Here is a 26,107-nt window from a genome sequence, read left to right on the forward strand (position 1 = left end):
TTTTTGATTTTGTCATTAATAAACTACTATAAATCTATCAGCTTTATGTTTTATTATCATAATTCTAGATTATCTAAGTAGCGAATTAAACCTATTACTAATACAGCAAATAAATTGTTAGATTGCCAAAGCAAGGTAGCACAAGGCTGACAAGAATTATAAAAATAATAATAGGTGGTTATTCTGGTATATTTTATTAACAATTTCTGGTGTCTTGCTGAAATGATCTAGAGTTGGTAATACCCAATTTAATTCCCGGTAATCCACAAGGAAATTGTATGTATTGACTGCATTTACGCGTGATGAATACATAACAATTAGGAAATGCGATCGCATCTCATCAAAAAGTTGTGCTATACCATTTTTGCGATTATCTGATGATAAAAATTCCAGATTTTTTTATTCTTTAGCCGCCAGGAAATTTATTAAGCAAAAAAATGATTTTTGATCAAGCAGAATTTAATTTAAGATGTGAATGGGGAGTACAAGGAGTTGTTCAACTTGCACCCATTAGTGATGTCATTATTATTGTCGATGTACTCTCGTTCTCGACCGCAACCGAAATTGCCACCAACAATGGTGCAATGATTTATCCATATCAATGGAGAGATGATTCAGCCATTGATTATGCCAAGTCTGTAAAAGCAGAATTATCACAAGGTCGTTGGGCCAAAGCAGGTTATTCACTTTCCCCAGCATCCTTAACTAAAATACCTACGGGAACTAGGTTAGTGATACCTTCTTCCAATGGTTCAACATTGACATTGCTCACTGATAATACTCCCACAATAGCTGGATGCTTGCGAAATTGTGCAGCAGTAGCAAAATTTGCTCAACAATACGGGTCACAAATCTCAGTCATTCCCGCAGGCGAAAAATGGCAAGATGGTACAATGCGCCCAGCTTTTGAAGATTTAATTGGCGCAGGGGCAATTCTGAGTTTTTTGCATGGTAGCCTATCTCCGGAAGCAGAAACTGCTGTTACCACATTTGCTGCATTTCAACATGATTTACTAGGATACTTAAAGAAATGCAGCTCGGGGAAAGAATTAATTGCCAAAGGTTACGAGTTAGATGTGGAATTAGCAGCAGCTTATAATGTGAGTGAGTGCGTCCCTTTATTGATTGACAAGGCTTATAGCAATTGTTCAAAGTAAAGCCACCGATGGATAGTAGGTGGCAGGTTATATCAATTCAAATTATGTTTGCGACAGATAAATTCTTTGTAGGGGCACGGCACTACTCATTGGTGTCAACTTAAGCTAAAAGCGATATAGGGCGGGCGTTGTACAAATACCTCGCGCCCTCATCCCCTAACCCCTTCTCCCGCAGGAGAAGGGGAACTAAATCTCTTGCTCCCCTCTCCGTGTGGGAGAGGGGCTGGGGGTGAGGGCGAAACCTTGCACAAGAGCGGGTTTCACGTTAAGTTGACACCAATGGGCACTACTAAGATATTTGATATACCAAAAGATTGTGGATGCCGTGCCCCTACCCAGCTATAGTTGATTTTGAATTGAGATTACTATCCAGTTTGTAGCTTAGATAAACTGCGATCGCTAGCTTCCTTATCTCATGGGATTGGGGATTAGAATGTTTACTCAGTACTCTGCACTTAGCACTTGTAGTTCGCCATCAGTATGGGTAACTTGCCATTTGGTTTGTTCTCCTTCGCGCCAAAAACGTAATGACACTTTCGCGTCTCCCACACTCAAATTGATCAATTCCAAATCTGGCAAGCATTCTGGTAAACTTGGCTGTACCTTTAACTTGCGGTGTGGTGCATCGGCTTCGAGTCCTAGTATGCTGCGAATCAGTAGGAAAATTGAACCTGCTGCCCAAGCTTGAGGTATATTTGCATCTGGATAAGGGACTGGAAAGTTATCATCTCGGCGTTCAATTCCGCCAAATAATTCTGGCATTCTTCCAGCTTGAAAATAACTAGCAGCCGCAAAAATTCCTTCAGCGATATGGTTAACTTCTTTGTGGTAGCCGTATCGCTTTAACCCATCTGCAATAATTGAGTTGTCATGTGGCCAGACACTACCGCGTTGATAACTAATGGGGTTATACCCTTGATTTTGAGATGAAAGAGTCCTTATACCCCAACCACACCACATATCTGCTTGAAAAAGTCGCGCTGCAACTTGCTTGGCTCTTTCTTGGGGTACAATACCAGACCAGAGCAAGTGACCAGGATTAGAGGCAATAGATTTGATTTGTTGCTTGTGGTGATCTAAACCAAGACAGTAAAAGCCTTCATCTTCCATCCAAAAGCGATCGTTAAAGCGTTGGTAGAGTTCTTGTGCTTTTTGACGTAGCTTTTTAGCTTGTTCCTGTTCTCCCCACAGATCATAAATTAAAGCGGCTTTTAACCAAGCATCATAAACGTAACCTTGCACCTCACACAAAGCAATTGGTGGTTGCACTAATTGGCCATTGGGGTAAACTATTGAGTCACCAGAATCTTTCCAACCTTGATTGCGTAATCCGTGGCTAGAAAACGTGATATATTCAACGAACCCATCATCATCAAAATCGCCGTACGTATCAATCCACTTTAATGCTTTTGCTAATGGCGATCGACACTCATCAAGCATACTGAGGTCAGCATTCCAGCTATAAGTCTCAGCTAAGGTAACAATCCACAGAATCGTAGTATCTATCGTTCCATAATAGGGATTGTATGGAAGTTGATTGAGTTTGGTTAATTCATCACGCCTCAGCTCGTGCAACATCTTGCCAGGTTGAGCGTCGTGCCAATTATCTAACTGTGTTGCTTGTAACTGGGCTAACCGAACAAGGGTACCACGGGCAAATTCATGATAAACTGCCATTGTTTGCAAGCTAGTAATTACAGAGTCACGACCAAAAACAGCCATAAACCAAGGAATCCCAGCCGCAGGCATCCAAAATTGATGCCCATTATCTTCTACCTCAATCCGCAATGCTCCCATATCAACGATCGCCTGCTGATAAAATCCCTTAATATCGGCATTAGACGATCGCAACTTTGTCGCCTTAGTCAAAAATTCATCGGTGACTTTTCCTGCTGCTGTAGTGTGAGACATGGCACAAGTTTGTTGAGGTTTGAGGACATCCCCATTAGCTAAGGCTGTAAAGTTGATACAACTGTGCCATGTTTTACCAGGAGTAATTACTACATTAAACATCAAACGACCGTTGGCATAACTGGCTTGTGAACCAGAACAGACTGGTTCAGTCACGATGCCACGGACAAAAGAACTGTTACTATACTTAGTAGTCAGTACACCGTCTTGCCATACTGTTTCAGTATTACCCCGCATGATGATGTTCTTGGCTTTGACCTCAAAAATATCTGCAAAGTCAGAACGAATCGCCAACATGAGTTGAAACTCAACTGCTTCTGAGTGATAGTTGGTGATGTCGATATCCTCATGCATTCCTCCTACAATGTCGCGTCGAATAGTTAAGAGCAAACTACCAGGGGGTAAGTTGCCTTTAACTGTAGGAATTTGGGGATTGGTAAATTGATAAAGAGCAGTGTGATGATTGAGATTGCTAGAAGCTAGCAGTACAAGTCGGTAGCGATTGAGAGAAATTTCGTAATAAGAAATTAGGCGTGTGTCACGTACAAAAAAACCTTGCGCTTGATTATCGTCGATAGAAGCATCACTAGCAGTTACCAGAAATGAGGAACCATCATTAATCGTAACCACACCAGGATTGATAGTAACTTGTGTAGGCATAAGTATTGGATATAGGGCATTGGGCATTGGGCATTGGGCATGGGGCATAGGGCATCAATTCTGTCTTCCTCATCCCCCTCATCCCCCTCATCTTCCTCATCTTCCTCATCCCCAATCCCCAATCCCTTTTCTAGCCATTCTCGGTAAAACCTGGATATAAAGTCATACCACCATCTACAAACAAAGTTGTACCGTTGACATAATCAGAATCATCAGAAGCTAACCAAACTGCGGCTTTGGCTATATCATCTACATCACCAACTCGTTTGGCTGGAATCAGTTTTAATAACTTTGCTTCGGCTTGAGGGGTATCCCAAGCTGATGTATTAATAGGGGTTTTGATGGCACCAGGCGCAATGCTATTCACACGAATTCTATGAGGAGCTAGTTCTTGGGCAATACTTTGCATCATCATATTAATACCGCCTTTACTAGCAGCATAATTGACGTGTTCCGCCCAAGGAATTACCTGATGCACAGAACTCATGCAGATAATCTTACCTGCGGCAGATGAAATCTGCGGTTGCACTCCTCTACGTAAGAATTCCTTGGCTGCTTCCCTAGCACACAAAAATTGCCCTGTAAGATTGACTCCAATCACTGTATTCCAATGGTCGAGAGTCATATCTACAAAAGGTGAATCTTTTTGCAGACCTGCATTGTTTACTAAGATGTGAATAGTTCCAAATTCTTGGATTATCTGCTGAAACATTGCTTTTACTTGGTCTTCTTTGCTGACATCAGCTTGAATAGCAAAAGCTTCACCATTATTGGCTTGAATATCATCAACAAGTTTTTGGGCTTCTTCGGCTTCAGAATGGTAGTTAATCGCTACTGCTGCACCGGATAAAGCTAAATAACGAGCTATGGCTTCACCGATGCCAGAACTAGCACCTGTTACAAGTGCTTTTTGACCTTTGAGCAGGTAAGGAGAATAGCTCATAGTGTTTCCTGATAATATAAAGCGTTCTTGTTGCTAATGCTGAAAAATGCGCTCATAATTGGTTTTTTTGTTGATAAATATGATGTATATGATTCAAGATTTAACAGCTAGATTTACAATTCACTGTAACTAGTAACTTTCCTAACTAAATGATTGGTGAAATGTAATAAAAATCACATTAACATGTATTAAATTTTTGATTGTTATTGTTAATTCTGGCATCAATTTAAAGGTTTACCGTGGTGATTACCTCCAACTGATGGCAGAATTAATACTTCTATCCTAAGGTCTATAAAAATTTCATTTAATTTTCATTATTTGATGAAATTGTTAAAAAATGAAGTCAACAGAAGTTGTTTTTTAATAATCGAGAAAAATTGAGGTATAGAAAAACAGATTTAATAGTGATATGAATGCAGAAATCGGGTAATTTAATTTTCGGAGATTCTCAATCAGCTAAACCACATCTAGTTTGCATAATCTGAAATTCTATATTTATTGTGGGGTGGGCATCTTGCCCGCCCAATATAGCGTAAGTCCTGCTCAAGAAAAAATGGAATTTATGAAAATTTGATTTATTATTTTTTATGATTAAATATCAATTTTTAAGTACTTTACATAACAAATAGAAACAAATGATTTGTATTTATAATAAATCATCCCGAAGATAGTTTTTTTTAACTATCTGTCAGGCAATAGTTACTAAGAATGGTTTTTGTGAAAGCAATTCTTAGATTAAAAAATATCCAGAAAATTCCAGAATCAATTTGAATTTGAGGCAGATTGCAAATTAACTTATATTACAAAGTCTTAAATAAATAAAATATTATGGGGAGATTTTTAGAATATTTACTAATAGCTGTTTATATTGCAGTGCTACTCGCAATCAGCCATTGGATTGGTCAGTGGTCATATTCTTGGATGCCTCCTGAAGCTACAGCAGAAGCGCAAAAAGTTGATAGTTTGTTTAGCTTTTTAACCTCAATAGGTGCATTCATTATTTTTGGGATTGTAAGCATGATGCTGTACTCAGTAATTTTCTTTCGCGCACCCAAAAATGATTATAGTGAAGGACATCCATCTCGAGGTGACCTCAAACTAGAATTTTTATGGACAGCAGCGCCTACTTTGTTAGTACTGTGGCTGGCTTTCCAAAGTTTCAATATTTATCAGCAATTAGATATTCTTGGTTTGCAGCAAGTCGTACATTTGCACACACCTTTAGAACCAGAACCAGTCTATGCCGCAGCTAGCGCAGACAAACCTAAACCAGCATCTGAAACTATTGAGGTTTTTGTCAAGCAGTGGGATTGGACTTTTCGCTATCCCAATAATATTACTAGCAATGAATTGCATCTACCTGTAAATCTTCGGACTCGCTTAAATCTGCACGCTCAGGACGTACTCCACAGTTTTTATGTGCCTGAGTTTCGCTTACAGCAGTATGTTGTTCCTGGTCGTTCCATAGACATTGTAGTTACACCCACACGCATAGGCCAATACAAGCTCAAAGATGCATTATTCAGTGGGACTTACTTTGCTTTGATGGATGCCAATGTGCAAATTGAATCTCTTGACCAATATAACCAGTGGTTAAGTCACGCCCAACAAGAACCAACAACCAACGAAAATCAGGCTGTTGCTGAGTATACCCAACCGCCAAAAACCTGGTTTAAGAGCAACTGGTACACTGTCGCACCAGCGCCAAGAGCAATTGCAAATGAAAGGAAAGTAATGAATGACACATGATTCTGATGAAAATATCATCTTGAATAGAGATTCTGAAAACGCTGAAAATGAGTCTCTGCATAACTGGCGACGATATTTCAGCTTTAGTACTGACCACAAGGTGATCGGCGTTCAGTACATGGTAACGACGTTCATTTTCTTTCTCATTGGCGGACTGTTGGCGATGCTGATCCGTGCCGAACTAATTACGCCAGCATCAAATGTGCTTGATCGCCCCCTGTACAACGGCTTGTTCACTTTGCATGGGACAATCATGATTTTTTTATGGATTATCCCATTCAATGCTGGTCTCTCTAACTACCTAGTACCGCTAATGATTGGCGCGCGGGATATGGCGTTTCCGCTACTCAATGCCATATCTTTCTGGATTATTCCCCCCAGTGGGATTTTATTAATATCTAGCTTCTTTTTACCTAATGGTACAGCCCAGTCTGGTTGGTGGTCTTATCCCCCAATTAGTCTGCAAGTGCCTCCTGGTCAGCCGATTAACGGTGAATTTATTTGGATTGTAAGTATTGTCTTGATTGGCATCTCTTCCATTATGGGGGCTGTCAACTTTGTGACTACCATCTTTTGGATGCGGGCACCAGGAATGACCTTTTTCCGAATGCCTGTGTTTGTGTGGTCAGTTTTCAGCGCCCAGTTGTTGCAGTTAGTGAATTTGCCTTCTTTAACCGGTGCATTGGTACTACTGTTATTTGACCTCAGTTTTGGGACAAATTTTTTCAAACCCTTAGAAAATGGCGACCCGATCATTTACCAGCATCTCTTCTGGTTCTACTCCCACCCTGCAGTGTATATCATGGCACTACCAGCATTCGGTATTTTTGCAGAGGTGCTGCCAGCCTTTTCCCGTAACCCTTTATTTGGCTATCGCTCATTAGCTGTTGCTTCTTTAGGTATTGCGATCGTCAGCATCTTTGTGTGGGTGCATCATATGTTCACCAGTGCTACCCCTGGCTGGATGCGGATGTTATTTATGGTGACATCGATGTTGGTTGCTGTACCCACTGGAGTGAAAGCATTTGGTTGGACTGCCACAATTTGGAAAAGTAAACTGCATCTAGAAACACCCATGCTGTTCGCGATGGGAGGTGCAGCCATGTTTCTGCTTGGTGGTGTTACTGGTGTGATGCTGGCAGCCGTACCATTTGATATTCATGTGCATAATACCTACTTTATAGTCGGGCATTTCCACTACATTGTCTTTAACACCATCACAATGGCAATCTTTGCTGCCATTTATTATTGGTTTCCCAAGATAACTGGACGGATGTATGCTGAAGGCTGGGGAAAGGTGCATTTTTGGTTAACCTTTATCGGTGCTAACCTCACCTTCTTCCCGATGCTCCCACTAGGTTTACAAGGAATGGTACGCCGCATTTCCTCCTACGACCCGCGTTATCAAGGATGGAATGTCGTTGCTAGTCTAGGGGGATTTTTATTAGGAGTGTCGATACTACCTTTTATTGCCAATATGGTGGGTTCCTGGCTCTACGGACAAAGAGCAAGTAACAATCCCTGGCTGGCCACTGGACTAGAATGGACAACCACTTCACCACCACCACAAAATAACTTTGAAGAAATTCCCGTAGTAAAAAGACCCCCCTACGACTATGGCGATCCCAAATACTCAGTCATCGAACCCCCCGATTATCATCACCAAGAACTCTGAGAATTAGGGAGATGAGGGAGATGAGGGAGATGAGGGAGATGAGGGAGATGAGGGGGACAAAGAGAAATTTTTATTGCCAATTACTAATTACCAATTACCCAATGACAAATCACAAAAATTATGAACCGTGGCGTAATTCATGTAGATGAAAGTCCTGTCCCTTTAGAACGATGGCGACGATACCTACCAAATTGGCTCCAACGTTTTTTGCCAGTTCGGGGTGGACGATCTGAAGACCATCATGGTAAAGGAATGTTTGGTTTTACCGTGTTCCTGTTGTCAGAAAGTATAGTTTTTTTGAGCTTTATTTTTACCTACGTTGGCCTGCGATTAACACACTCAGAAAATTGGCTACCACCTGGTGTTTCGGGGCCAGAATTGTCTACTTTTGTAATTATTAACACGGTGGTGTTACTTTCCAGCAGCTTTGTAATTCAACCAGCAGAAAATGCTCTCAAACGTGGCAGGTTAGTAAGGTTTCGTTGGCTGTGGTTGATGACAATTTGTATGGGAACCTATTTCTTAATCGCTCAAGGGATTGAGTGGAGCAACCTTAATTTTGGGTTAAGTACAGGTTTAGTTGGTGCCACATTTTATGTATTAACAGGTTTTCACGGTCTACATGTTCTCACTGGTGTAATTTTGCAAATAACTATGCTTGTCCGCTCCTTTATTCGAGGTAACTATGATCAGGGTCACTTTGGCGTGAGTGCTAGTACTTTGTTTTGGCACTTTGTTGATATAGTTTGGGTTTTTCTTTTCTCACTTCTCTATCTTTGGCAAGCATAAAAACATCGCATTGGAGATTGGTGTGATGAAACCAGACAATGACGACCAAAATCAACACCAATTACATTATTGATTGAATTTATCAACGCATCTCACCCAAACATTGAAAACCTGCTAATTTCGTGAAAATGCGTTGCTAAATGAGCCTAACTTTTAGGTTTTAGTTTCGGCTTTTCTATGACTGCTGCTGGAGTTGTTTCTACTGGATCAAGTTTTTTGAGAACAACTTTCGGCTTAATAGTTCCCTTTATCTGTTCGTTAGAAGTTCTTTGGCGCTTAAAAGCTAACTTACTCTTCAGGACTTCAGCCTTATCTTTTTTACCTGCCTTCAAATACTTTGGTGGTTCATCCTGTGGCATACCTAAAAGAGAATCAAAACCGAACATATCTTTACCAGGGATAAACCTGGCTTTGATACTGACAAACATTGCTTTACCCTGCTGCTCTTTTTCCAACTTTGGGTTAAACCTAAAAGGCTTGACAGGTGCATCTTTCCACATCAAGGGAATATGAGCAGCTTTCATAAAGTTGACCTTACTGCTTAACTGAGCTTGTTTGATGTACTCTAAGCGTTCATTACTAAAATTCCTCATCACCGTGATGCATGGTGTTTTACAAACTGGGATGAATTGCCATAAACCCGAAAGCTTAAATTCCAGGTCATTTAATTCCTGTGAGATTGAGTTTTCTACATTATCGTTCTCGAATGCAACCAATTGGAATGCTATCTTATGTTGCTGCTCTCTGCTTGGGTAATGTGTAATTTTGGGGTAAACAATCAATTTTTGTTTGCTAATACCTGTAGATTCTATCTGCTTCCGTAGTCCATTAAAAGATGCTAATTTGCTCCATGATGATCCCTGAGGAAATAGGTTGTACTGATATTGTCCTATGGTGATGTTTGCAACATATTTATTTCTCTCCTCATCTTTAATAAAAACCACATCCCCTGTAATTACGCCAATTGCTTGAAACATTCCTGATGGCGTTTGTTCTGTCTCTGTTTGTTCGCTGGTCATTTTGCTAAAATCCTGACTTTTATTCTTTAAAAAGCTATACAATCAACAATACCTTCGCCAAAATAAGAGGGTAAAAAATTTGGGCAAAAATGGCAAAATAACCGATACATAAGCCTTGAGCTTAAAAGCTAGATTATAGGCTAAAACCCTTGATTATACGAAAGCACGCCAAAAAAAGCTTTGCGATAAATCAACAAGGAATTTTTAGGATTTATTGTTTTTGCCCAACCCTAGAGGAAAGGACGTTAATACATGAACTTACCCTCGTAAATTGGCAAAGGTATTGGTCAAATAATACCAATTCTCTCAAATCTGGCAGCAGATAAAGCACTATTTTCGTACTGTTTGCTTACTTGATCTCCCGTATTAAAGCAGATTTTGCTGATACACTGTTGTCAGCCGTGCGCTTTCCGTTTGGCGGCTATCATGAAAAAGCTAATTCCTCAAGAGATTCGTCATGGAAACTCTTCATTCAGACGCACTAGTATTTTTCGGGGCAACAGGTGACCTAGCATACAAGAAAATCTTTCCCAGTCTTCAGGCAATGGTGAGGCGGGGTAATCTCAATGTGCCGGTGATTGGTGTTGCCGGACGACCTTGGACGACCGATCAACTGAGGGAAAGGGCACGTGATAGCCTGGAACATTATGGTGGTGTAAATCAAGCAGCATTTGATCAACTTTCCTCATTGCTGCAGTATGTCTCTGGTGACTACAACAAACCAGAAACTTACGAAAAATTACGTCAAGCTCTGGGTAATGCCACTCGTCCTCTCTACTATCTGGCAATTCCGCCTAGCTTGTTTGCCCAAGTAGTAGAAGGATTGGGCAAATCAGGTTGTGCTCAAAATGCCCGCGTAGTGATCGAAAAACCATTTGGCCGGGATTTGCAATCAGCACGTGAGTTAAACCAAATTCTGGCATCGGTGTTTCCCGAATCTTCTATATATCGCATTGACCATTACCTGGGCAAAGAACCACTGCTGAATTTACTCTATTTTCGGTTTGCCAACTCTTTTCTCGAACCAATCTGGAATCGTAACTATGTTGAAAGCATCCAGATTGTCATGGCAGAAAACTTTGGCATTCAAGGACGGGGGCACTTCTATGAGGAGACTGGTGCAATTCGGGATGTGGTGGAAAACCATATGCTGCAAGTATTAGCTTCAGTTTGCATGGACGCACCCGCCAGTAACGCTCCTGATGCCATCAGGGATGAAAAAGAGCGTATTCTCAAAGCTATACCGTCACTGCAAGCCCATGACGTTATTCGCGGTCAATTTCTCGGTTACCGTGATGAAGAAGGTGTTTCTCCCCAATCCCAAGTAGAAACTTTTGTTGCAGTGCGGCTATTTATTAATACCTGGCGGTGGTCAGGAGTTCCCATCTACATCCGCGCTGGGAAGAAATTGCCTGTGAAGACAACTGAAGTGATGGTCAAGCTCAAGTGTCCACCTTTAGATGTGTTCAAAGAAGGGGGAAAAGAAAACACTCATTATGTTCGTTTTCTACTAGATCCAGAGGTAATAGTCGGACTGGGTGCGCGCACTAAAATCCCAGGCGAAGACATGATCGGCTCTGCGGTTGAACTTTTGGCCTTTTACGGAGGCGGGGACGAGATGGAGCCCTATGAACGTCTATTAGGCGATGCTATGCGGGGCGATCCCACCTTGTTTGTTCGCGAAGATACAGTAGAAGAGGAATGGCGGATTGTCCAGTCAATTCTCGATAGCGTCACACCTGTTTACGAATATGAGCCAAATACATGGGGCCCACCTGAATCAGATAAATTGCTCTTGTCGAGCGATCGCTGGTACAACCCCTTAACTAGGGATTAGCAGGTATTACTCAAAAATGCCTGCAGATGAGCAAAGGGGTGAGTCTCCGGCTTAATTTAACGTAATGCGAAATGTCCAAAGAACAATAAATTGATCAAACCCAAACTCCAGATTATTGCTGCCGTAAAGCTGTAATTGCTACAAGAATTGTTGACAGCGATTAACTAATCGCTGTCTCATAGCACAACACAGGCAGCATCAAAAATAGAGTTATTCCGTTCTGCAATGAAAACTCCACCCCCTTGTGGGTGGAGTTTTTGGGCATGGGGCATGGCAAGAGTTACACCCATTCGCAATTAAGAAATTGAGGCTAGTACAACAAGGCAAAAGTAAAAAGTAAAAAGAAAGAATAGTCATACCACAAGCCTTTTAGCAATTACAGATGGTCTGTTTCTCTTACAAAGTTTGGCGGGACGGAAACCGACACCGCCAACTTTGCGCTATTTACGCCGACTTGTACTAGTCTTCTAAGTGAACGAATCAAGATTTGTTTAATTTAGCAAATTAGTCTAAAAATCTCAGCGTTTTTGTGGTTTAAAAATATTTGGACACAAAGACTTATTATTATAAATATCTTCTCATGTAAAAATATTTAACTTCGATTAATTTGAATTATATAGATTGTGTTGTAATCAAAGTTGATTCCGGATTTATAAACTTTTATTTAATATTTTTGTAGTAAAATCTTTATAATAAAAACTATTTATTAATTGAGACCAGATATATATTTAGCACTATGAAACAAATTAAAATAACTAATAAGGCTGGTAAAATAACTGCAATTTTATGTTTAATAACAATAATATTAACACCTTTTGTGATAATAAATCCCGGAGAACGGGGTGTATTAATGCAATTTGGGAGAGTGGAAAAAACTGTTCTACAAGAAGGTATACATTTAATCATCCCTATTGTTAATACCGTCAAAAAAATTAACGTCAGAATTCAAAAACAAGAAATATGTGCGGAAGCCTCTTCTAAAGACTTACAAGATATTTTCACTGACGTAGCTTTAAACTGGCACATTATCCCAGAAGAAACCTATATAATTTTTCAAGAGATTGGTGATGAAAAAAATGTAGTTGAAACAATTATTAATCCATCTATAGAAGAAGTTTTGAAGGCAGTTGTAGCAAAGTATACGGCAGAAGAAATAGTTACTAAAAGGGGAGACGTAAAATCTGGAGTCGATGATGCATTAACCACAAGATTGAATGGATACCATATTGCAGTTGATGATATCTCGCTCGTGCATGTTAATTTTTCTGATAAATTCAGTGAAGCGGTGGAGGCTAAACAAATTGCAGAACAAGATGCTAAAAGAGCGGAGTTTTTAGCACTAAAAGCAGCTAAAGAGGCAGAAGCTAAAGTAAATCTGGCAAAAGGAGAAGCAGAAATCAATAGATTGTTACATGATACTTTAACTAATGAGATATTAGAGAGGCAAGCAATCCAAAAATGGGATGGTAAATTACCTTTAATTATCACTAAAGATACACCCAATTTTTTAAATCCCAGCGAAATTCTCAAATTAAAGTAATCTATAGTTTAGCTATAATCATGAAAAACCCAGTATTATAACCTGGGTTTTTCTGTTAACTACCAGAGAAGAAATTAGGAGTATCGAGAACTTTAAATTGGATTAGTAGCACAATCAAGAATGTATAAGCCGTTGACGAAACTAAACCTGTCAAGAGTTCCTTTTTTAAATTGCGTTCTTGGTTTTGTTTTTGCAACATATCTAATGCACCGGCTTGCATTAGCAGAATACCAATAATATTTGATAGCCAGTAACCAATAATAACTCCTGGCATCATTAATTTAGGGGAAAAAAGACTACAAACATAGCCAAAAACATAAGCAATTGGTAAATTGAATACCAAATCGTTCCACCAACATAATGGTGATAATAAATATCCAATTACTAATAAAAATCCACCTCTAACCTTTTGCAATAGTGTTTTAGGTACATTTTCTAGATTCTGTGATGACAACTCTTGCTCACTATTTTGGATTTCAGTCATTGTTGTACAGTAATTCCATCAACTAACCGTACTTTAGAAGAAAAAACCCAAAAAGTCCAGAGCCGAATGGTAGAGTTATGAACCTCTGTCAGCCATTGAGCCTAGCTTGAAGTGCTGAGTTCTGAGTAAAATCCCATTGAGACTTTCTGTTTGACGGTGAAATGGTTCATTGAGGCGACTTCCTCTGCTCGCTCAGAAGTCTTCTTGTTCTGTTAGACTAAGTCCTGTATTCTGCTAGGATTAATGTAGTATTATGAAATACTGCTATTGTTGAGAATACTGCGTTGTAAACATTTATTTAAATTAGCTTGTCTGAAAAACTAGCTTTAAATACTCGTATGAAATAATACAAAGTTTTGGTATTACTTCACAAAAATATAGACTTCTACTATATTTTAGCTTTAAAATACGGTAAACACGTCGGCAATTAGCTATTTGTGATTATGTACCAGGTGTTGCTTAAAATCTACAGTTGCCCAAAAAGCTTTGCACAAGAGCGTTACAACCAATCTTTTAGTTTCAGCTAAAGAAAACCGGATTGACAAAACCCCACTCAAGGACAGGAATATGGATTTTTTCTTATTGCCTTTATTCAGCTTTCTAGTTGGTATTGTTGTAGGACTGACAGGAATTGGCGGTGCTTCTCTCATCACGCCGATGTTAATTTTTGTTTTTCAAGTCCCCCCTGCTGTAGCAGTCAGTTCTGATGTTGTAGCGGCGACGTTAATGAAAGTCGTAGGCGGAATCAAACATTGGCAGCAACAAACTCTAGATGTTGAAGTGGTAAAATGGCTAGCTTTGGGAAGTGTTCCTGGTTCTTTGTTTGGGGTGGGGATATTGCACCTGATTAAAATGCGGGCCGAGAATAACCTGAATGAATTCATGCTGCACTTGCTGGGTGCCACAATTTTGTTAGTCACATTTTTGGCGTTAGTGCAAATGCTGCTGTTGACTTTCTTTCCACTCTTAAAATTACCTGAACTGCCAAAATTTGACTTAAGCACTCAATTAGGACGTTTGCAGACTGTCAGCATAGGAGCACTTTTAGGCTGTATTGTCAGTCTCACAAGTGTCGCTTCTGGTTCAATGTTTGCTTTAGTGCTAATTGCATTTTTCCGTTTAGATGCTAGGAAGTTAGTTGGTACAGATATTTCGCAAGCAGCGATTCTCTTGCTATTTACTGCACTTGGCCATCTCTCTTTGGGAACTGTTGATTGGAATTTAGTATTACCTATATGGCTTGGTTCTGTACCAGGAGTATTAATTGGGGCTAAAGTTTGTCAAATTGCGCCGCAAAAACCATTGCGATTTATTATTTACTCTCTATTAATGATGGTGAGCTTAAAGTTAGTCTATTAAAGAAGCTAAATATTAAAGCGATCGCAGCTAAAAAATATATGAAATATTTAGAACAATAGAGTTCAGATAAAATCATTAGTGATTGATTTGTCACTTGGGGAAACAGCTAACTCAATTGGGGGATTCTCCCCCAAACCCCCGATTGGGGGACGGTTGCGTCCCCCAAACTCCCTCCAAAATTATTGTTTTGTTGTCAATTTATTTTTTTAACTGAAATATATTGCAATTTAGACAGAATATTCAATGGTTGCAACCGCAAATTCATAACGTATTTATGCGTTTCACAACAACTTTTTCTAAGCAATTACGCAATTTTTCCGCAACTACTCGTACATGAGGCTCATGCATGACAGAAGTGTGAACACCAGGAAGGTAATGAATTTCCACACCACCAGCAACTACCTTACCCCAGCCCCATTCGGGGTCAGTATCTGACTCTAAACTTTGCTCGGTAGTTCGTAAAAGAGTCAATTTGTCAGGATAGATTGATGGGACATAATTCTTACGAGCCTGATCGTTAGCCAAAGCTACATCTAAAAGTCGCAGTTCTGCGAGTGAGCGTTTAATATAACGCAGGTAAAACCTATTTAACCCGCTCGCTTTTCCTAGTTCTAAATGCCAAGCTACCCTGGCCCACACATAATTTATTTGTTCTTGAATATTCATACTCAACAAATTACGGGCATGGTGCAATAGAGAGTTACTTGATTTGGCAGTTGGTCTAGCATAACCTGGCGCTGACATATCAAATATAGCCAGCAAAGCAATTTTTTCGCCCTGTGCTCGCAGTTGTTGGGCAATTTCAAAAGTTATGAGACCGCCTAAAGAAAAGCCACCGAGATAATAGGGACCTTGTGGTTGAATATGACGAATTTCTCGAATGTAGTTAGCAGCCATTTTCTGTAGGGAAGTTACCGGGGTTTGTTGTGGATTAATTCCCTGTGCTTGTAGACCATAAACTGGTTGTTCTGCATCTAAATAACAGGCTAAATCTCGATAGAAGAGGACATTACCCCAAATTGCATGAGTTAAGAATAGAGGTGGTTTAGAACCACTGGGTTTAATTGCTATGAGGGATGAGTGAGTAGCCGATGATTTTTCCTGTTGGTGATTTTCTTCTGGGCTAATTATTTGAGTTAAACCTTCAATGGTTGCTGATTGGAAAAGACTCGCTAAAGGTAAATGTTTACCCAATGTCTGCTCAATTTGCCAAAACAGTTTGACTGCTAATAGTGAGTGTCCTCCTAGCTCAAAGAAATTATCTCTAACGCCAATAGACTCAGCACCTAAAACTTGTTGCCAAATCTGCACAAGCTGACTTTCTAGTTGATTGCGAGGTGCAATAAAGGTGGCTTCTGGTTCCTGTCTAGATAATTCCGGTGCTTTGAGGGCACGGCGGTCTACTTTACCGTTTGGGGTCAGAGGTAAGGTGTCTAGTAACTCCCAGTTCGCCCATTTTTTTGGAAGTTAGAAGAAAGACTACTCAGGAGTAAAAGATTGACCATCAAGTTGAGTGTAAATACTGATGGAAAAGCCCAGTAAAGCAAGAATACGCTTCTGCAAAGGTGAAAGAGCGGTCAAGTGAGCATAAATTTCGTTTTTCACCTCAATCAACAGCAGTGTAATCTCTTTAAATGCAGCCAGAATTATTTCTGCGCTAGGTCTTGTAGTTTCGCGCTTCGGATTGCCAACATAAAGACCCGCAAGTTTTTCTTTCTCTTTTTCTAGATTGTGGCGAACCTGGAATTCTAAAAGGTTTAAAACTCGCAAACCAATAGACAGTAGTCTTATTAAACCAGTAATATGGTCTTCACGTTGTAAATATATCGGAGTCAATGAAAGAGGAAAGTTTTTCAGCCTCGCAAATCCTCGTTCCATTAAGTACTCATCTCTATAGGCACGAACTGCTTGTTTTAAACCAAATTCATTTGGATTTTTATTTGTAACGTAAACCCGCCAGCCTAACATTTGAATTTGGTGTTGAACTGCGGAATCGTCAATCTTAAAACTCATGTCAAACCATAGTTCTTCTACTATTCTAGCTTTGCGGTCTCGGTATCTTTTTTGAACTTTTTTAACTCTTTTTGTTTGAATGTCAACTTGAAATAATCCACTTGTTTGATATCTGTTGAAAATAGCTTCACATGTTTCTAACCATTCAAAGTGTGAAGTGAGCTTTTTCTTGCCACGTCGAGGCACTTTAAGTTTTTCTAGAGCATCTACTGTTTTCTGTATTCGTTCACGTAGATGTTTTTCTGCTGTTTTTTGAATCGCAAATGAGCGCACAATTAATTGTCTTTCCGACCAAGAGATTTCTTGCCCATCAATCTCTATTTCATGGATAATCTCTATTTCAAAGCCATCCGCTATATTTTTGGTTTTGGCATCTGCATATTCGTAATCTATAATTGTTAGTTCTTGTTGACCATCCCAAACTGGTTGGAGATATTTGCTTAGTTCTTCGTTAGATACTTGCTTGGCTGTTAAAGGACATAAGTAAAAATCTCCGCCCAATACTATATGAGTTCTTGTCTTTATTGATGACATTTTACAGTCACCAATATATAACAATTCTGACTTTTTTATTGTTGAACGTACTTTATCTATTGCTGGAATATATAATGGGTCATCTGCTTTTTCTCCTGACAATATTTCCGTCGCTATTGGCATTCCTAATGGGTCTAATGTCGATAGCATTATTTTCACTTGCGCCAAATCCGGACGATTGTCTTTGCTATGACCCCATTGAAATAAGCCTTCTGGGTTAACTCCACAATGACTTGAAGCCGTTGTACTATCTAAACGTACCTGTTCTGGGATAATATCGTACACCCGTAGCAAACTACTTCCTAGTTCCGACTCAAATGAAAACCAGTTTGCATCTATAGATAGGTAACGTAATACTGCTTGCAAACGGTCATCTGCCAAATCGAGCGAGCGTAAAGATTCTTCCGTAAAGCTTTTTAACGTTTCTAACCGCTTACTCACCCAACCTTGAACGTGGTTCAAACGGTGATCTGCTTGCGATAATATGTGTGTTAACCATATTACCACCACACTACCTAGATTTAATCCTTGCCAGTTTCCGTGACATGGAAAATGTTTATCGATTAGTTGTTCTACTCCCATCTGCTCCAGTTGTGTTAGCAGTAGGGGTATATCATCAACTCGTTCGTTTGTAATTCTGGGTTCAAATTCCATAAACCCGAACTTATACCTACTTAGTTCTTTTTGGAATATATCTAGAGGTATACTTTTTTGGCTAACTCAGAAAAAAATGAGCGAACCGGGAGTGACAAATCAAGACTTTCTAGAATATGTTTACAATTAGAGCATGTCTTGCTACTTGGATACCACTGGTCGATAAAGACAACCAGTTTATTCTTCTTCTTGGCAACCCATTCTAGGATTTGCAGAAACTCACCAAACGCTAAGTCTGATATTTGCCTGCCCCAAAGACGTTGCATTCCTTTGAGATTTAAAGTCTCAAAACAGAGAATATCGAACCTATCTGTTAGCTCATGAGCTAATTTCCAGAACCAATCACGCCGACGGTTGGAAATATCTTCATGCTTGCGTACTAAATTCTTTCTGGCTCGTTCTCTGTTAGATGAGCCTTTTAGCTTTTTGGAATGCCGCGAACTTGCTTTTTTAATGGCGCTTAGGGATTGCTTGAAAAATTGGGGCGATTCAATTTTAGTGCCGTCTGAGCAAGTGAGGAATGTCTTTAACCCAAAATCAAAGCCAGCGATTTTACCCGTCTTAACTTCAACTTCTGAGCTACCCTCATCAACAACCAAAACCATAAATAACTCACCTAACGGGGTGCGTTTAATAGTTAGGGTTTTGACTGTTCCCTCAATTTCTCTGGACTTCCAAAACTGGTAAACTCGACTACCAATTTTTACCCTATTTCCACCCAAAAACTTATAACCTGCCTGCTTAAGGGTGAACGATTTGTATTTCTTGACCTTCTTAAATCCTGGTGGTCTTACTCCTTTGTTATTGTGTTTGAAAAACAATTGGTAAGCTTTCTCAATGCGTTGACAAATATCTTGTGCTGCTTGAGAACCTACTGATTGCCAAAAAGAATTACGCTTTCTTAATTTGGCGATATGAGCCTGAAGTTTTGCACAGTTTAAATGCTTGCCAAACATCCGGTAATACCTTTTATGTAGAGCAATGCAATGGTTATAAATCACTCCAGCAGCGTTGATTGTGCGCTTGAGGTGTCTATTCCTTTTGTGTTCGTACAATTTAAACTTCAGTGTTTTCATGCTAGTATTATACCATAAAACGACGGCAATATGACGGCATGAAGAAATTAACAGTTCGATGCTCTAATGAAGAGTATGAAACGCTTTTGAAATACTGCGAAGAAACAGATCGCACTCAAAATGACGTACTTAGAGAGATGATCCGGAAGTTGAAGAAAAGCCGTGCTAGAAGCACGGGGCTTTAGACCCAATTTTTTGGTAAGCTCTGCTTGAGGAAGCTCCGCCATTCGCTTGTGGTTGGTGCAGGCTGGGACTTAGTAACGATATATGCGACAAGGCGCTTGTCACCAGGAATATCTTCGCGCACAGTGACTACTGCTTGTTGAACCAGGGAATGTTGAGTTATTGCAGCTTCTATTTCTCCCAATTCAATCCGGAAGCCACGAATTTTTACCTGATGGTCAATCCTTCCTAAAAATTCTATGTTTCCATCTGGTAAGTACCGTGCTAAATCTCCAGTTTTATACAGACGACTGACCGCTTCGCTACTAAATGGATTAGGTATAAATTTCTCTAGAGTTAGTTCTGGACGGTTGAGATAACCTCGCGCTAAACCAATACCACCAATATGTACCTCTCCTGCTACACCAATCGGTACAGGTTGCAGATGAGAATCGAGAATATAAACACAGCTATTGGCAATGGGACGACCAATAGTCAGCTTTTGGCTAGCATCAGTATATTCGGCCATTGTGGCGCAGACAGTGGATTCTGTTGGGCCGTAAGCATTGAAAAAGCGTACTTTCCTAGACCATTGGGCTGCTAACTCAGTTGCACAGGCTTCTCCAGCGACAATTATGGCTTGCAAGCTAGGAAGCGACTGATTTGACATGGCAGCTAATGCGGAAGGAGGTAGAGCTACGTGAGTAATTTGATACTCATTGATGGTTTGCATCAAATCACTACCTGGGAGTAATGCCTCTTTTTTGGCCAGACATAGCTTTGCACCAGAACACAATGCCATCAAGATGTCTGCAATCGAAGCATCAAAGCTAAAGGAAGCAAATTGCAGAATTCTGCTGGTTGGCTGAACATCAAATTTTTTAATTTGTGCCAAAGCTAAACTACATAGTCCCTTATGGGTCACTAGTACACCTTTGGGTTTACCTGTAGAACCAGAGGTATAAATAATATAGGCTAAGTTACTTACCTGCACGTTACTTACAGGCTCGGACTGTGGATATTGAGATATTTCTTTCCAGTCTGTATCCAAACAAATTACAGTTGCTTGATGCTCAGGCAAAAGAGTTAATAGCTGTTCTTGAGTCAGCACAATCTGCAATTGGGCATCGGACATCATGAATGCCAACCGTTCTTGAGGGTAAGCAGGATCTAATGGCACATAAGCACCACCAGCTTTGAGAACAGCCAACATTCCCACAATCATTTCTATAGAACGCTCAACACAGATACCTACAAGGACTTCGGGGACTACACCCAAGCTTTGTAAATGGTGTGCGAGTTGATTTGCCCGTTGATTCAATTGCCGATAGGTCAATTGTTGATGATGGAATACTATTGCTACTGCATCGGGTGTGCGTTCTACCTGTTGCTCAAAAAGTCGATGAATACATTGTTGGGGATAGTCAACTTGAGTATCATTCCATTGCCACAAAAGTTGATGCTGTTCGCTAGCTGTTAGTAGTGGTAATGTAGCGATATTTTGATCTGGGTGAGTCACAATCCCTACCAACAAGGTTTGAAAATGCTCAATCATCCGCGTGATGGTGGCAGCGTCAAACAAATCAGTATTGTATTGGATCTTGCCTTTGATACCTGTGGATGTTTCTAACATCTCCAAGGTGAGATCCAATGCTGCCTTGTTTAATCCTGGTAACTGCAAATCTTGGTAAGAAGTATCTTGCAGGATAAACATCACCTGGAATAAGGGATGATAGCTTAATGAACGCTCTATTTGCAGTTGTTCAACCAGTGTCTTAAAGGGTAAATCTTGATGTGCATCAGCACTAAATACTACCTGTCGCACTCTCTGGAGCAATTCCCGAAAACTAGGATTACCAGACATATCGGTACGCATGACTAGGATATTGACAAAAAAGCCAATTAACCCATCCATTTCTTGATGGTTGCGTTTGGCGATCGCAGAACCAACTAAGATATCTTCTTGTCGGCTATAGCGATACAAAAGAGTCTGGAATGCTGCCAACAAAGTTATAAATAATGTCACACCTTCTTGCTGTGAAAGCGTTTGCAATGCTTGGCTTAAATCCTGAGAGAGGGTAAAAGATTGCTCTGCACCTCTATCTCTCTGCACTGGTGGACGAGGACAGTCTGTTGGTAATTCCAGTACTGGCGGCGCAAGAGCAAGCTGCTGTTGCCAATAGTTGAGTTGCTCTTGCCCAACAGTATAATCATCATCTTGAATAGATAATGGGTGAGGTTTGCCTTCTAGAAAATCTTGATACATCCGTACTAACTCTTGCCAAAAAATATCCATTTGCCAAGAGTGCTGGGGATGGGTAACCAACAATAAGATTTGCTCTGGTGGCGCTAGCTGCAATAAACAAGCTCGCAACATCAAGCCTGATGCTAAATCGAAGGAACGTTGGCTTTCTTGTTGCAGCAGCCGTTGTACTTCTGCTTCAGATTCAGTTGTTGACACTATCAGTTCTACTAACTGTGCATCTTGAGAACTGAAATGCGATCGCAGTTGTTGATGACGAGATGCGATCGCATTCAAAGCCTGTTGCAGAATCTCTATTTTGAGGTTACCTCTGAAGCGGACTGCCCAGTGAATGTTATCGAAAGCATTACTTAGCTCTAGTATTATATTAGTATTGCTTAGAGAATTTAATATCATAATATTAATTTACTACTATCAATTATTGTTTCTATTTACATATAGGGTTTCCTAGTCTGTTGCGGTACATATTTATTTACATCCATCCTCTTCTATCAGAGGTTAATTCTTTTTTGCTGTACCTCACCAGTGTGGGAATAACTATACTTTTATTTCACCAAAGCAAACTAATAAGTTTAGAAATCTCCAAACTTATTCTTTGAAATATTTAACCTTTAAGTTTTGAAATCAGCAGTTATCTTGAGTCTGTAAAAGTTTTAGCTCTTAAAACCATAGCAGACAGAAAATTATCTTATGATATCCCTTGATTTTATGATTCTAACTAAAGGAATATTCTTTTTGGCGTAAGAGACTTCCAGAAAATAAATTATCCCATATACTCCGAGAATATTTTCTTTATCCCCCCTGCACTCCGCACTCTGAAGCCTGCCAAGAAAGCGATGGAATATTTTTTTAGTTGTAAGTCCCTAAGAGGGTGGAATTTTTTCTAATGTTCCCCAATCAGTGAGGTTTGATGCCAAACTATTGAAGCGCTCACAATTCTCAAAAAATAAATCACCAATGTGATTGGGTGTAAAATGAGAATAAAGATGGTATGCAATCACGAAAGCATTGAAAAATCAAGTTCTAAATATAGCAGCCAATCCTCATAAATCCTATGACAAATAGTTACAACCTGACTGAGTTAATAGGAATTTTGATGACAAATTCGGTTCCTTGTTCTTCTACAGAATGACAGTACAGTTTGCCCCTGTGATTGCCCACCACAATTTGATAACTAATGGATAAGCCTAAGCCTGTGCCTTTTCCTACTGGTTTGGTAGTAAAGAAGGGGTCAAATAACTTTGCTTTTACTTTTTCATCCATCCCTGAGCCGTTATCACTAATGTGAATTGAGATAGTTTTATCTGCCAATACTTGTGTAAAAATACAAATTTGAGGATGAGTTTTTTGTTGTAATTTTTGATCAGTGCAAGGTTGTTGATTGAATGTCAACTCTTCTAAAGCATCGATCGCATTGGATAAAATATTCATGAAAACCTGATTTAGTTGACCTGGGTAACATTCAACCAAGGGTAACTGACCGTAATCTTTAATTACTTCAATTTTGCCAGAGTCTGTTTGTACCTTGAGGCGGTTTTGCAGAATCAGCAACGTACTTTCAATGCCCTCATGCACATTTACTGCTTTAAACTCAGCTTCATCCAGACGCGAGAAGTTACGTAGAGATTGCACAATTCCCTGAATGCGTTCTGTTCCTACTTTCATAGAACTGAGTAGTTTGGGAAAGTCTTGTTTAAGAAATTCTAGGTCTATAACTTCCATTGCTGTCTGGATTGTTTCTGTAGAATCAGGATATTGTTGTTGGTAAAGGTCGATTAATTGTAATAAATCCTGAATGTAGCTGTGAACATAGGTGAGATTGCCGTGAATAAAGCAAACTGGATTGTTAATTTCATGAGCCACACCCGCAACCAAATTGCCTAAAGCAGACATTTTTTCACTTTGAATGATTTGCATTTGAGCCTGCTGCAATTCTTGGATGGCTTTCTCCAAATCTTGGGCTTTTTGCCGTAGCTGTGCTTCTGACTCCAGTAAAGCGGCTTGGACTTGCTTTCGCTGCGCCACTTCTTGTTCAAGTTGCTGATAAGCTTCTACTCTTGTAGCCGCTTGTTGAATTGTCTGAGCAAGAAATTGGATTTCGTTATTTGGCAATCCACTGGGCATAACAAAATGGTCAATGCTGTGACTATCAGTAACAGCTTTATTCAAACGTTGGAGTGGATGTAACACAAATCGCTGAATGATGATTGTCATCAGCACGAGAATTGCTGACATGCCAATGAGTAGGATAATGGTAGAGCGAGAGAGAGTTTGCCAAGCTTGCTGTTGTAGTTCTTTGACATCTAGAATAGCGATCGCTAACCCGCGTTGATTTACCTGACCAAATAATGTGCTGCTAAAGGGCAAAATTTCAACTAATGCTGGCTTACCATCTATCGTGATTCTGAAACTTCCTTCTAAACCTGTTTGAGAAGACTGTTTGAGCACATCAGCCAATTCTGGGTGAATTGAAGCATAAGGTGGGTTTTGTAGTTCTGCTCCACTCTTTGCTATGGTTTGTCCATTTGGACTGACGATCGCAACTTCTATCACTGTTGGCAGTGTGGCATAGTTTTGTACCACTCGCTTGATAATGCTCGTATTTCCCAGTTCGATTAATCCTTCTGTGGAAAACCCAACTCCCTGGGTAATCGATTGAGCACGTTGTTGTAGTTCCTGCTCGAGCTTTGATTGAATCAACAAGTAGTTTAATCCCAATGTAGTTAAGCCAACTGTGGCTAAAGAAAGTCCAAAACCCATCAGTAGTTGGTGGGATAAGTGATTTTTAGATAGCTGGCTCATAACTTCCATCCTGTCATGGCTTCATTGACAAGTGCAGCATTAATGTCTACATCTTGCCGAATCACTCGACCATGACGCGGATCTGCTTGCAACAATCGCACAATTTCTACCTTTGCCTGATTGAGCCGACCGTCTGCGGCAAACATCCGTCGATTTAAACTAATATCCCCTTTTTTTAACCCAGCATAATCACTGGCAAAAGACTTACCACTTTGCCCTAGTTTTTCTGCTACAGTTTCAAATACTTTTGTGGGCTGCGTTTCTACGGCGTGCATCACGTCAAACCACGCTAGCATAAATTCCTTGAGTTCTGCTTTTTTCTTTTTCATTCCACTGTTACTGGACATCAAAATATCAATCACCAGACTGTCTACTTGCTTTGTAGTGTGAATCACATTCCCCTTAATGCTCTTGGCAGTTTCTCCTAGCATTGGTTCCCACAGCACAGCCGCATCAATTTCACCTTTTCTGATTTTCTCGGCGGCTACATCATTGGAAAAATCTCGAATCTCAACTTCAGCAGGCTTGATTTGATTGGCTTTCAAGGCTTCCAGCAAAATTAAATGGTTGACAGTTCCTAGCTTTGCGCCGACTTTTTTACCGCGCAAATCTGCGACGGATTTAATTTCTGGATGGGCAACAATTCCGTCTGCTCCTGCAGAGATATTTGTTGTCATTAATACCACAGGCTGATCGTTACCGGGGTCAACTTGCATCACATCCCAGAAAGAAACAAATGCTGCATCTAGTCCACCTCGGAGTACAGCCCGACTGGAATCTTGCTGGTTATCAAATTGCACTAACTCAACTTCTAGCCCTCGCTGTTTGAAGATTCCAGATGGTTGAGCATAGCGTACAATATCAAACCCTGCCCAGCTTGTAATTCCAATCCGCAGCGGTTTAAAAGATTGGTTTTGTCCAAGACTACAGCCACTGCTCACAAAGGTAAGGCAAAAGGTGATTATAAACAAACACAACAAGGTAGGCTTGATACCTAACCTCAGCTTTTGCTTCCACCAGATACCCAATTTGCCAATAATTTGAGCAACTTTCATGACCTACAAATCCTTATCTGGGAAAACTTTACTTAAAAACAATGATTCCCAAAAATTTAGTAGACATAACGTTTGCGTTCATGCGCGGATAGGCTTGGGAACCGACGTGATCGGATAGATGCATCACTAAGTACCTAAACAAAAATATTTACAGTCATTGCGAGCGAAGCGTTCGCGTAGCGTCTCGAAGAGAAGCAATCTCAGCCCTTGCGATTGCTTCATTTCGCTTCCCTTCTCCTGACGGAGACGCTACGCGAACGGGACGCTACGCGAACGCTACATTCGCAATGACATTGTGTAATTAATTTTGTGTAACTACTTACTTCATGCCAATCACCACAAACTTAGAAGCACCGTAAGCCAGCATATTTGGCGGCCCAACAACCCCTGCATAACTTGCCATAGTGAAAAAAATAAAACCCTAA

Annotated in this window: 19 protein-coding genes; 8 read left to right on the plus strand and 11 right to left on the minus strand. The window is 40.1% G+C overall.

Going from position 1 to position 26,107, the window contains the following annotated elements:
• Window positions 1-437 precede the first annotated feature (437 nt).
• Window positions 438-1,157 carry a 2-phosphosulfolactate phosphatase gene (locus tag HGR01_RS19535; RefSeq protein ID WP_045873943.1) on the plus strand — a complete coding sequence of 240 codons (720 nt, stop codon included), beginning with the start codon at window positions 438-440 and terminating at the stop codon, window positions 1,155-1,157.
• Window positions 1,158-1,598: 441 nt separating this feature from the next.
• Here the strand turns inward: HGR01_RS19535 and HGR01_RS19540 are convergent, their stop codons facing one another.
• The 3 genes from HGR01_RS19540 to HGR01_RS19550 are packed head-to-tail and all read right to left on the minus strand — an operon-like array spanning window position 1,599 to window position 4,671.
• A complete protein-coding gene (locus HGR01_RS19540) occupies window positions 1,599-3,728 on the minus strand; it encodes a glycogen debranching N-terminal domain-containing protein (RefSeq protein WP_045873944.1) in 2,130 nt (709 codons plus the stop codon).
• Window positions 3,662-3,850 carry a hypothetical protein gene (locus tag HGR01_RS19545; protein ID WP_210403135.1) on the minus strand — a complete coding sequence of 63 codons (189 nt, stop codon included), beginning with the start codon at window positions 3,848-3,850 and terminating at the stop codon, window positions 3,662-3,664. Before HGR01_RS19545 ends, HGR01_RS19540 begins: the two co-directional genes overlap by 67 nt.
• Window positions 3,851-3,858: 8 nt before the next feature.
• Window positions 3,859-4,671, minus strand: coding sequence for an SDR family oxidoreductase (locus HGR01_RS19550; protein ID WP_045873945.1), 813 nt, complete (start codon window positions 4,669-4,671; stop codon window positions 3,859-3,861).
• Between the two features lie 828 nt (window positions 4,672-5,499).
• On the opposite strand from HGR01_RS19550, the gene HGR01_RS19555 reads away from it, so the two are divergent.
• The 3 genes from HGR01_RS19555 to HGR01_RS19565 all read left to right on the plus strand — a co-directional run bounded on the left by HGR01_RS19555 (window position 5,500) and on the right by HGR01_RS19565 (window position 8,884).
• Window positions 5,500-6,420, plus strand: coding sequence for a cytochrome c oxidase subunit II (locus tag HGR01_RS19555; RefSeq protein ID WP_045873946.1), 921 nt, complete (start codon window positions 5,500-5,502; stop codon window positions 6,418-6,420).
• Window positions 6,410-8,095: a cytochrome c oxidase subunit I gene (gene ctaD / locus HGR01_RS19560; RefSeq protein WP_045873947.1), complete on the plus strand. Its 1,686-nt coding sequence runs from the start codon at window positions 6,410-6,412 to the stop codon at window positions 8,093-8,095. Before HGR01_RS19555 ends, ctaD begins: the two co-directional genes overlap by 11 nt.
• A gap of 120 nt (window positions 8,096-8,215) precedes the next feature.
• Window positions 8,216-8,884, plus strand: a complete 669-nt coding sequence (locus HGR01_RS19565; protein ID WP_045873948.1) for a cytochrome c oxidase subunit 3 — start codon at window positions 8,216-8,218, stop codon at window positions 8,882-8,884.
• A gap of 146 nt (window positions 8,885-9,030) precedes the next feature.
• On the opposite strand, the gene HGR01_RS19570 is transcribed toward HGR01_RS19565, so the two are convergent.
• Window positions 9,031-9,903 (minus strand): hypothetical protein, encoded by an 873-nt coding sequence (locus HGR01_RS19570; RefSeq protein ID WP_052335406.1) that lies wholly within the window; start codon window positions 9,901-9,903, stop codon window positions 9,031-9,033.
• A gap of 457 nt (window positions 9,904-10,360) precedes the next feature.
• On the opposite strand from HGR01_RS19570, the gene zwf reads away from it, so the two are divergent.
• A complete protein-coding gene (gene zwf, locus HGR01_RS19575; protein WP_045873950.1) occupies window positions 10,361-11,740 on the plus strand; it encodes a glucose-6-phosphate dehydrogenase in 1,380 nt (459 codons plus the stop codon).
• A 736-nt stretch (window positions 11,741-12,476) separates the two neighbouring features.
• A complete protein-coding gene (locus HGR01_RS19580; RefSeq protein ID WP_045873951.1) occupies window positions 12,477-13,280 on the plus strand; it encodes a prohibitin family protein in 804 nt (267 codons plus the stop codon).
• A 55-nt stretch (window positions 13,281-13,335) separates the two neighbouring features.
• On the opposite strand, the gene HGR01_RS19585 is transcribed toward HGR01_RS19580, so the two are convergent.
• Window positions 13,336-13,764, minus strand: a complete 429-nt coding sequence (locus tag HGR01_RS19585) for a hypothetical protein (protein ID WP_045873952.1) — start codon at window positions 13,762-13,764, stop codon at window positions 13,336-13,338.
• A gap of 567 nt (window positions 13,765-14,331) precedes the next feature.
• Between HGR01_RS19585 and HGR01_RS19590 the strand changes: the two genes are divergently transcribed.
• Window positions 14,332-15,123 (plus strand): sulfite exporter TauE/SafE family protein, encoded by a 792-nt coding sequence (locus tag HGR01_RS19590; RefSeq protein WP_045873953.1) that lies wholly within the window; start codon window positions 14,332-14,334, stop codon window positions 15,121-15,123.
• A gap of 261 nt (window positions 15,124-15,384) precedes the next feature.
• Here HGR01_RS19590 and HGR01_RS19595 read toward each other — a convergent pair whose 3' ends face one another.
• The 3 genes from HGR01_RS19595 to HGR01_RS19605 form a co-directional block, all read right to left on the minus strand.
• Window positions 15,385-16,434 carry a thioesterase domain-containing protein gene (locus HGR01_RS19595; RefSeq protein WP_063749850.1) on the minus strand — a complete coding sequence of 350 codons (1,050 nt, stop codon included), beginning with the start codon at window positions 16,432-16,434 and terminating at the stop codon, window positions 15,385-15,387.
• A gap of 168 nt (window positions 16,435-16,602) precedes the next feature.
• The gene (locus HGR01_RS19600) at window positions 16,603-18,324 is read right to left on the minus strand and encodes an IS1634 family transposase (protein WP_045871079.1); all 1,722 of its coding nucleotides are present in this window, start codon (window positions 18,322-18,324) and stop codon (window positions 16,603-16,605) included.
• A 41-nt stretch (window positions 18,325-18,365) separates the two neighbouring features.
• Window positions 18,366-19,400 (minus strand): RNA-guided endonuclease InsQ/TnpB family protein, encoded by a 1,035-nt coding sequence (locus HGR01_RS19605; protein WP_264263023.1) that lies wholly within the window; start codon window positions 19,398-19,400, stop codon window positions 18,366-18,368.
• Window positions 19,401-19,438: 38 nt separating this feature from the next.
• Between HGR01_RS19605 and HGR01_RS19610 the strand changes: the two genes are divergently transcribed.
• Entirely contained in the window at window positions 19,439-19,585 is a 147-nt protein-coding gene (locus tag HGR01_RS19610) for a ribbon-helix-helix protein, CopG family (protein ID WP_045868487.1), read from the plus strand.
• Here the strand turns inward: HGR01_RS19610 and HGR01_RS19615 are convergent.
• The 3 genes from HGR01_RS19615 to HGR01_RS19625 all read right to left on the minus strand — a co-directional run bounded on the left by HGR01_RS19615 (window position 19,582) and on the right by HGR01_RS19625 (window position 25,682).
• Complete coding sequence (locus HGR01_RS19615; RefSeq protein ID WP_052335408.1) at window positions 19,582-22,221, minus strand: non-ribosomal peptide synthetase; 2,640 nt, start codon at window positions 22,219-22,221, stop codon at window positions 19,582-19,584. The two genes, HGR01_RS19610 and HGR01_RS19615, sit on opposite strands and share 4 nt — an antisense overlap.
• Window positions 22,222-22,890: 669 nt before the next feature.
• On the minus strand, window positions 22,891-24,627 hold the full coding sequence (locus HGR01_RS19620) for a sensor histidine kinase (protein WP_045873955.1): 1,737 nt from the start codon (window positions 24,625-24,627) through the stop codon (window positions 22,891-22,893).
• Complete coding sequence (locus HGR01_RS19625) at window positions 24,624-25,682, minus strand: ABC transporter substrate-binding protein (protein ID WP_052335409.1); 1,059 nt, start codon at window positions 25,680-25,682, stop codon at window positions 24,624-24,626. The genes HGR01_RS19620 and HGR01_RS19625 overlap by 4 nt, the downstream gene beginning before the upstream one ends.
• Window positions 25,683-26,107 lie beyond the last annotated feature (425 nt).

It is taken from the genome of Tolypothrix sp. PCC 7712 (assembly GCF_025860405.1).
GTDB lineage: Bacteria > Cyanobacteriota > Cyanobacteriia > Cyanobacteriales > Nostocaceae > Aulosira > Aulosira diplosiphon.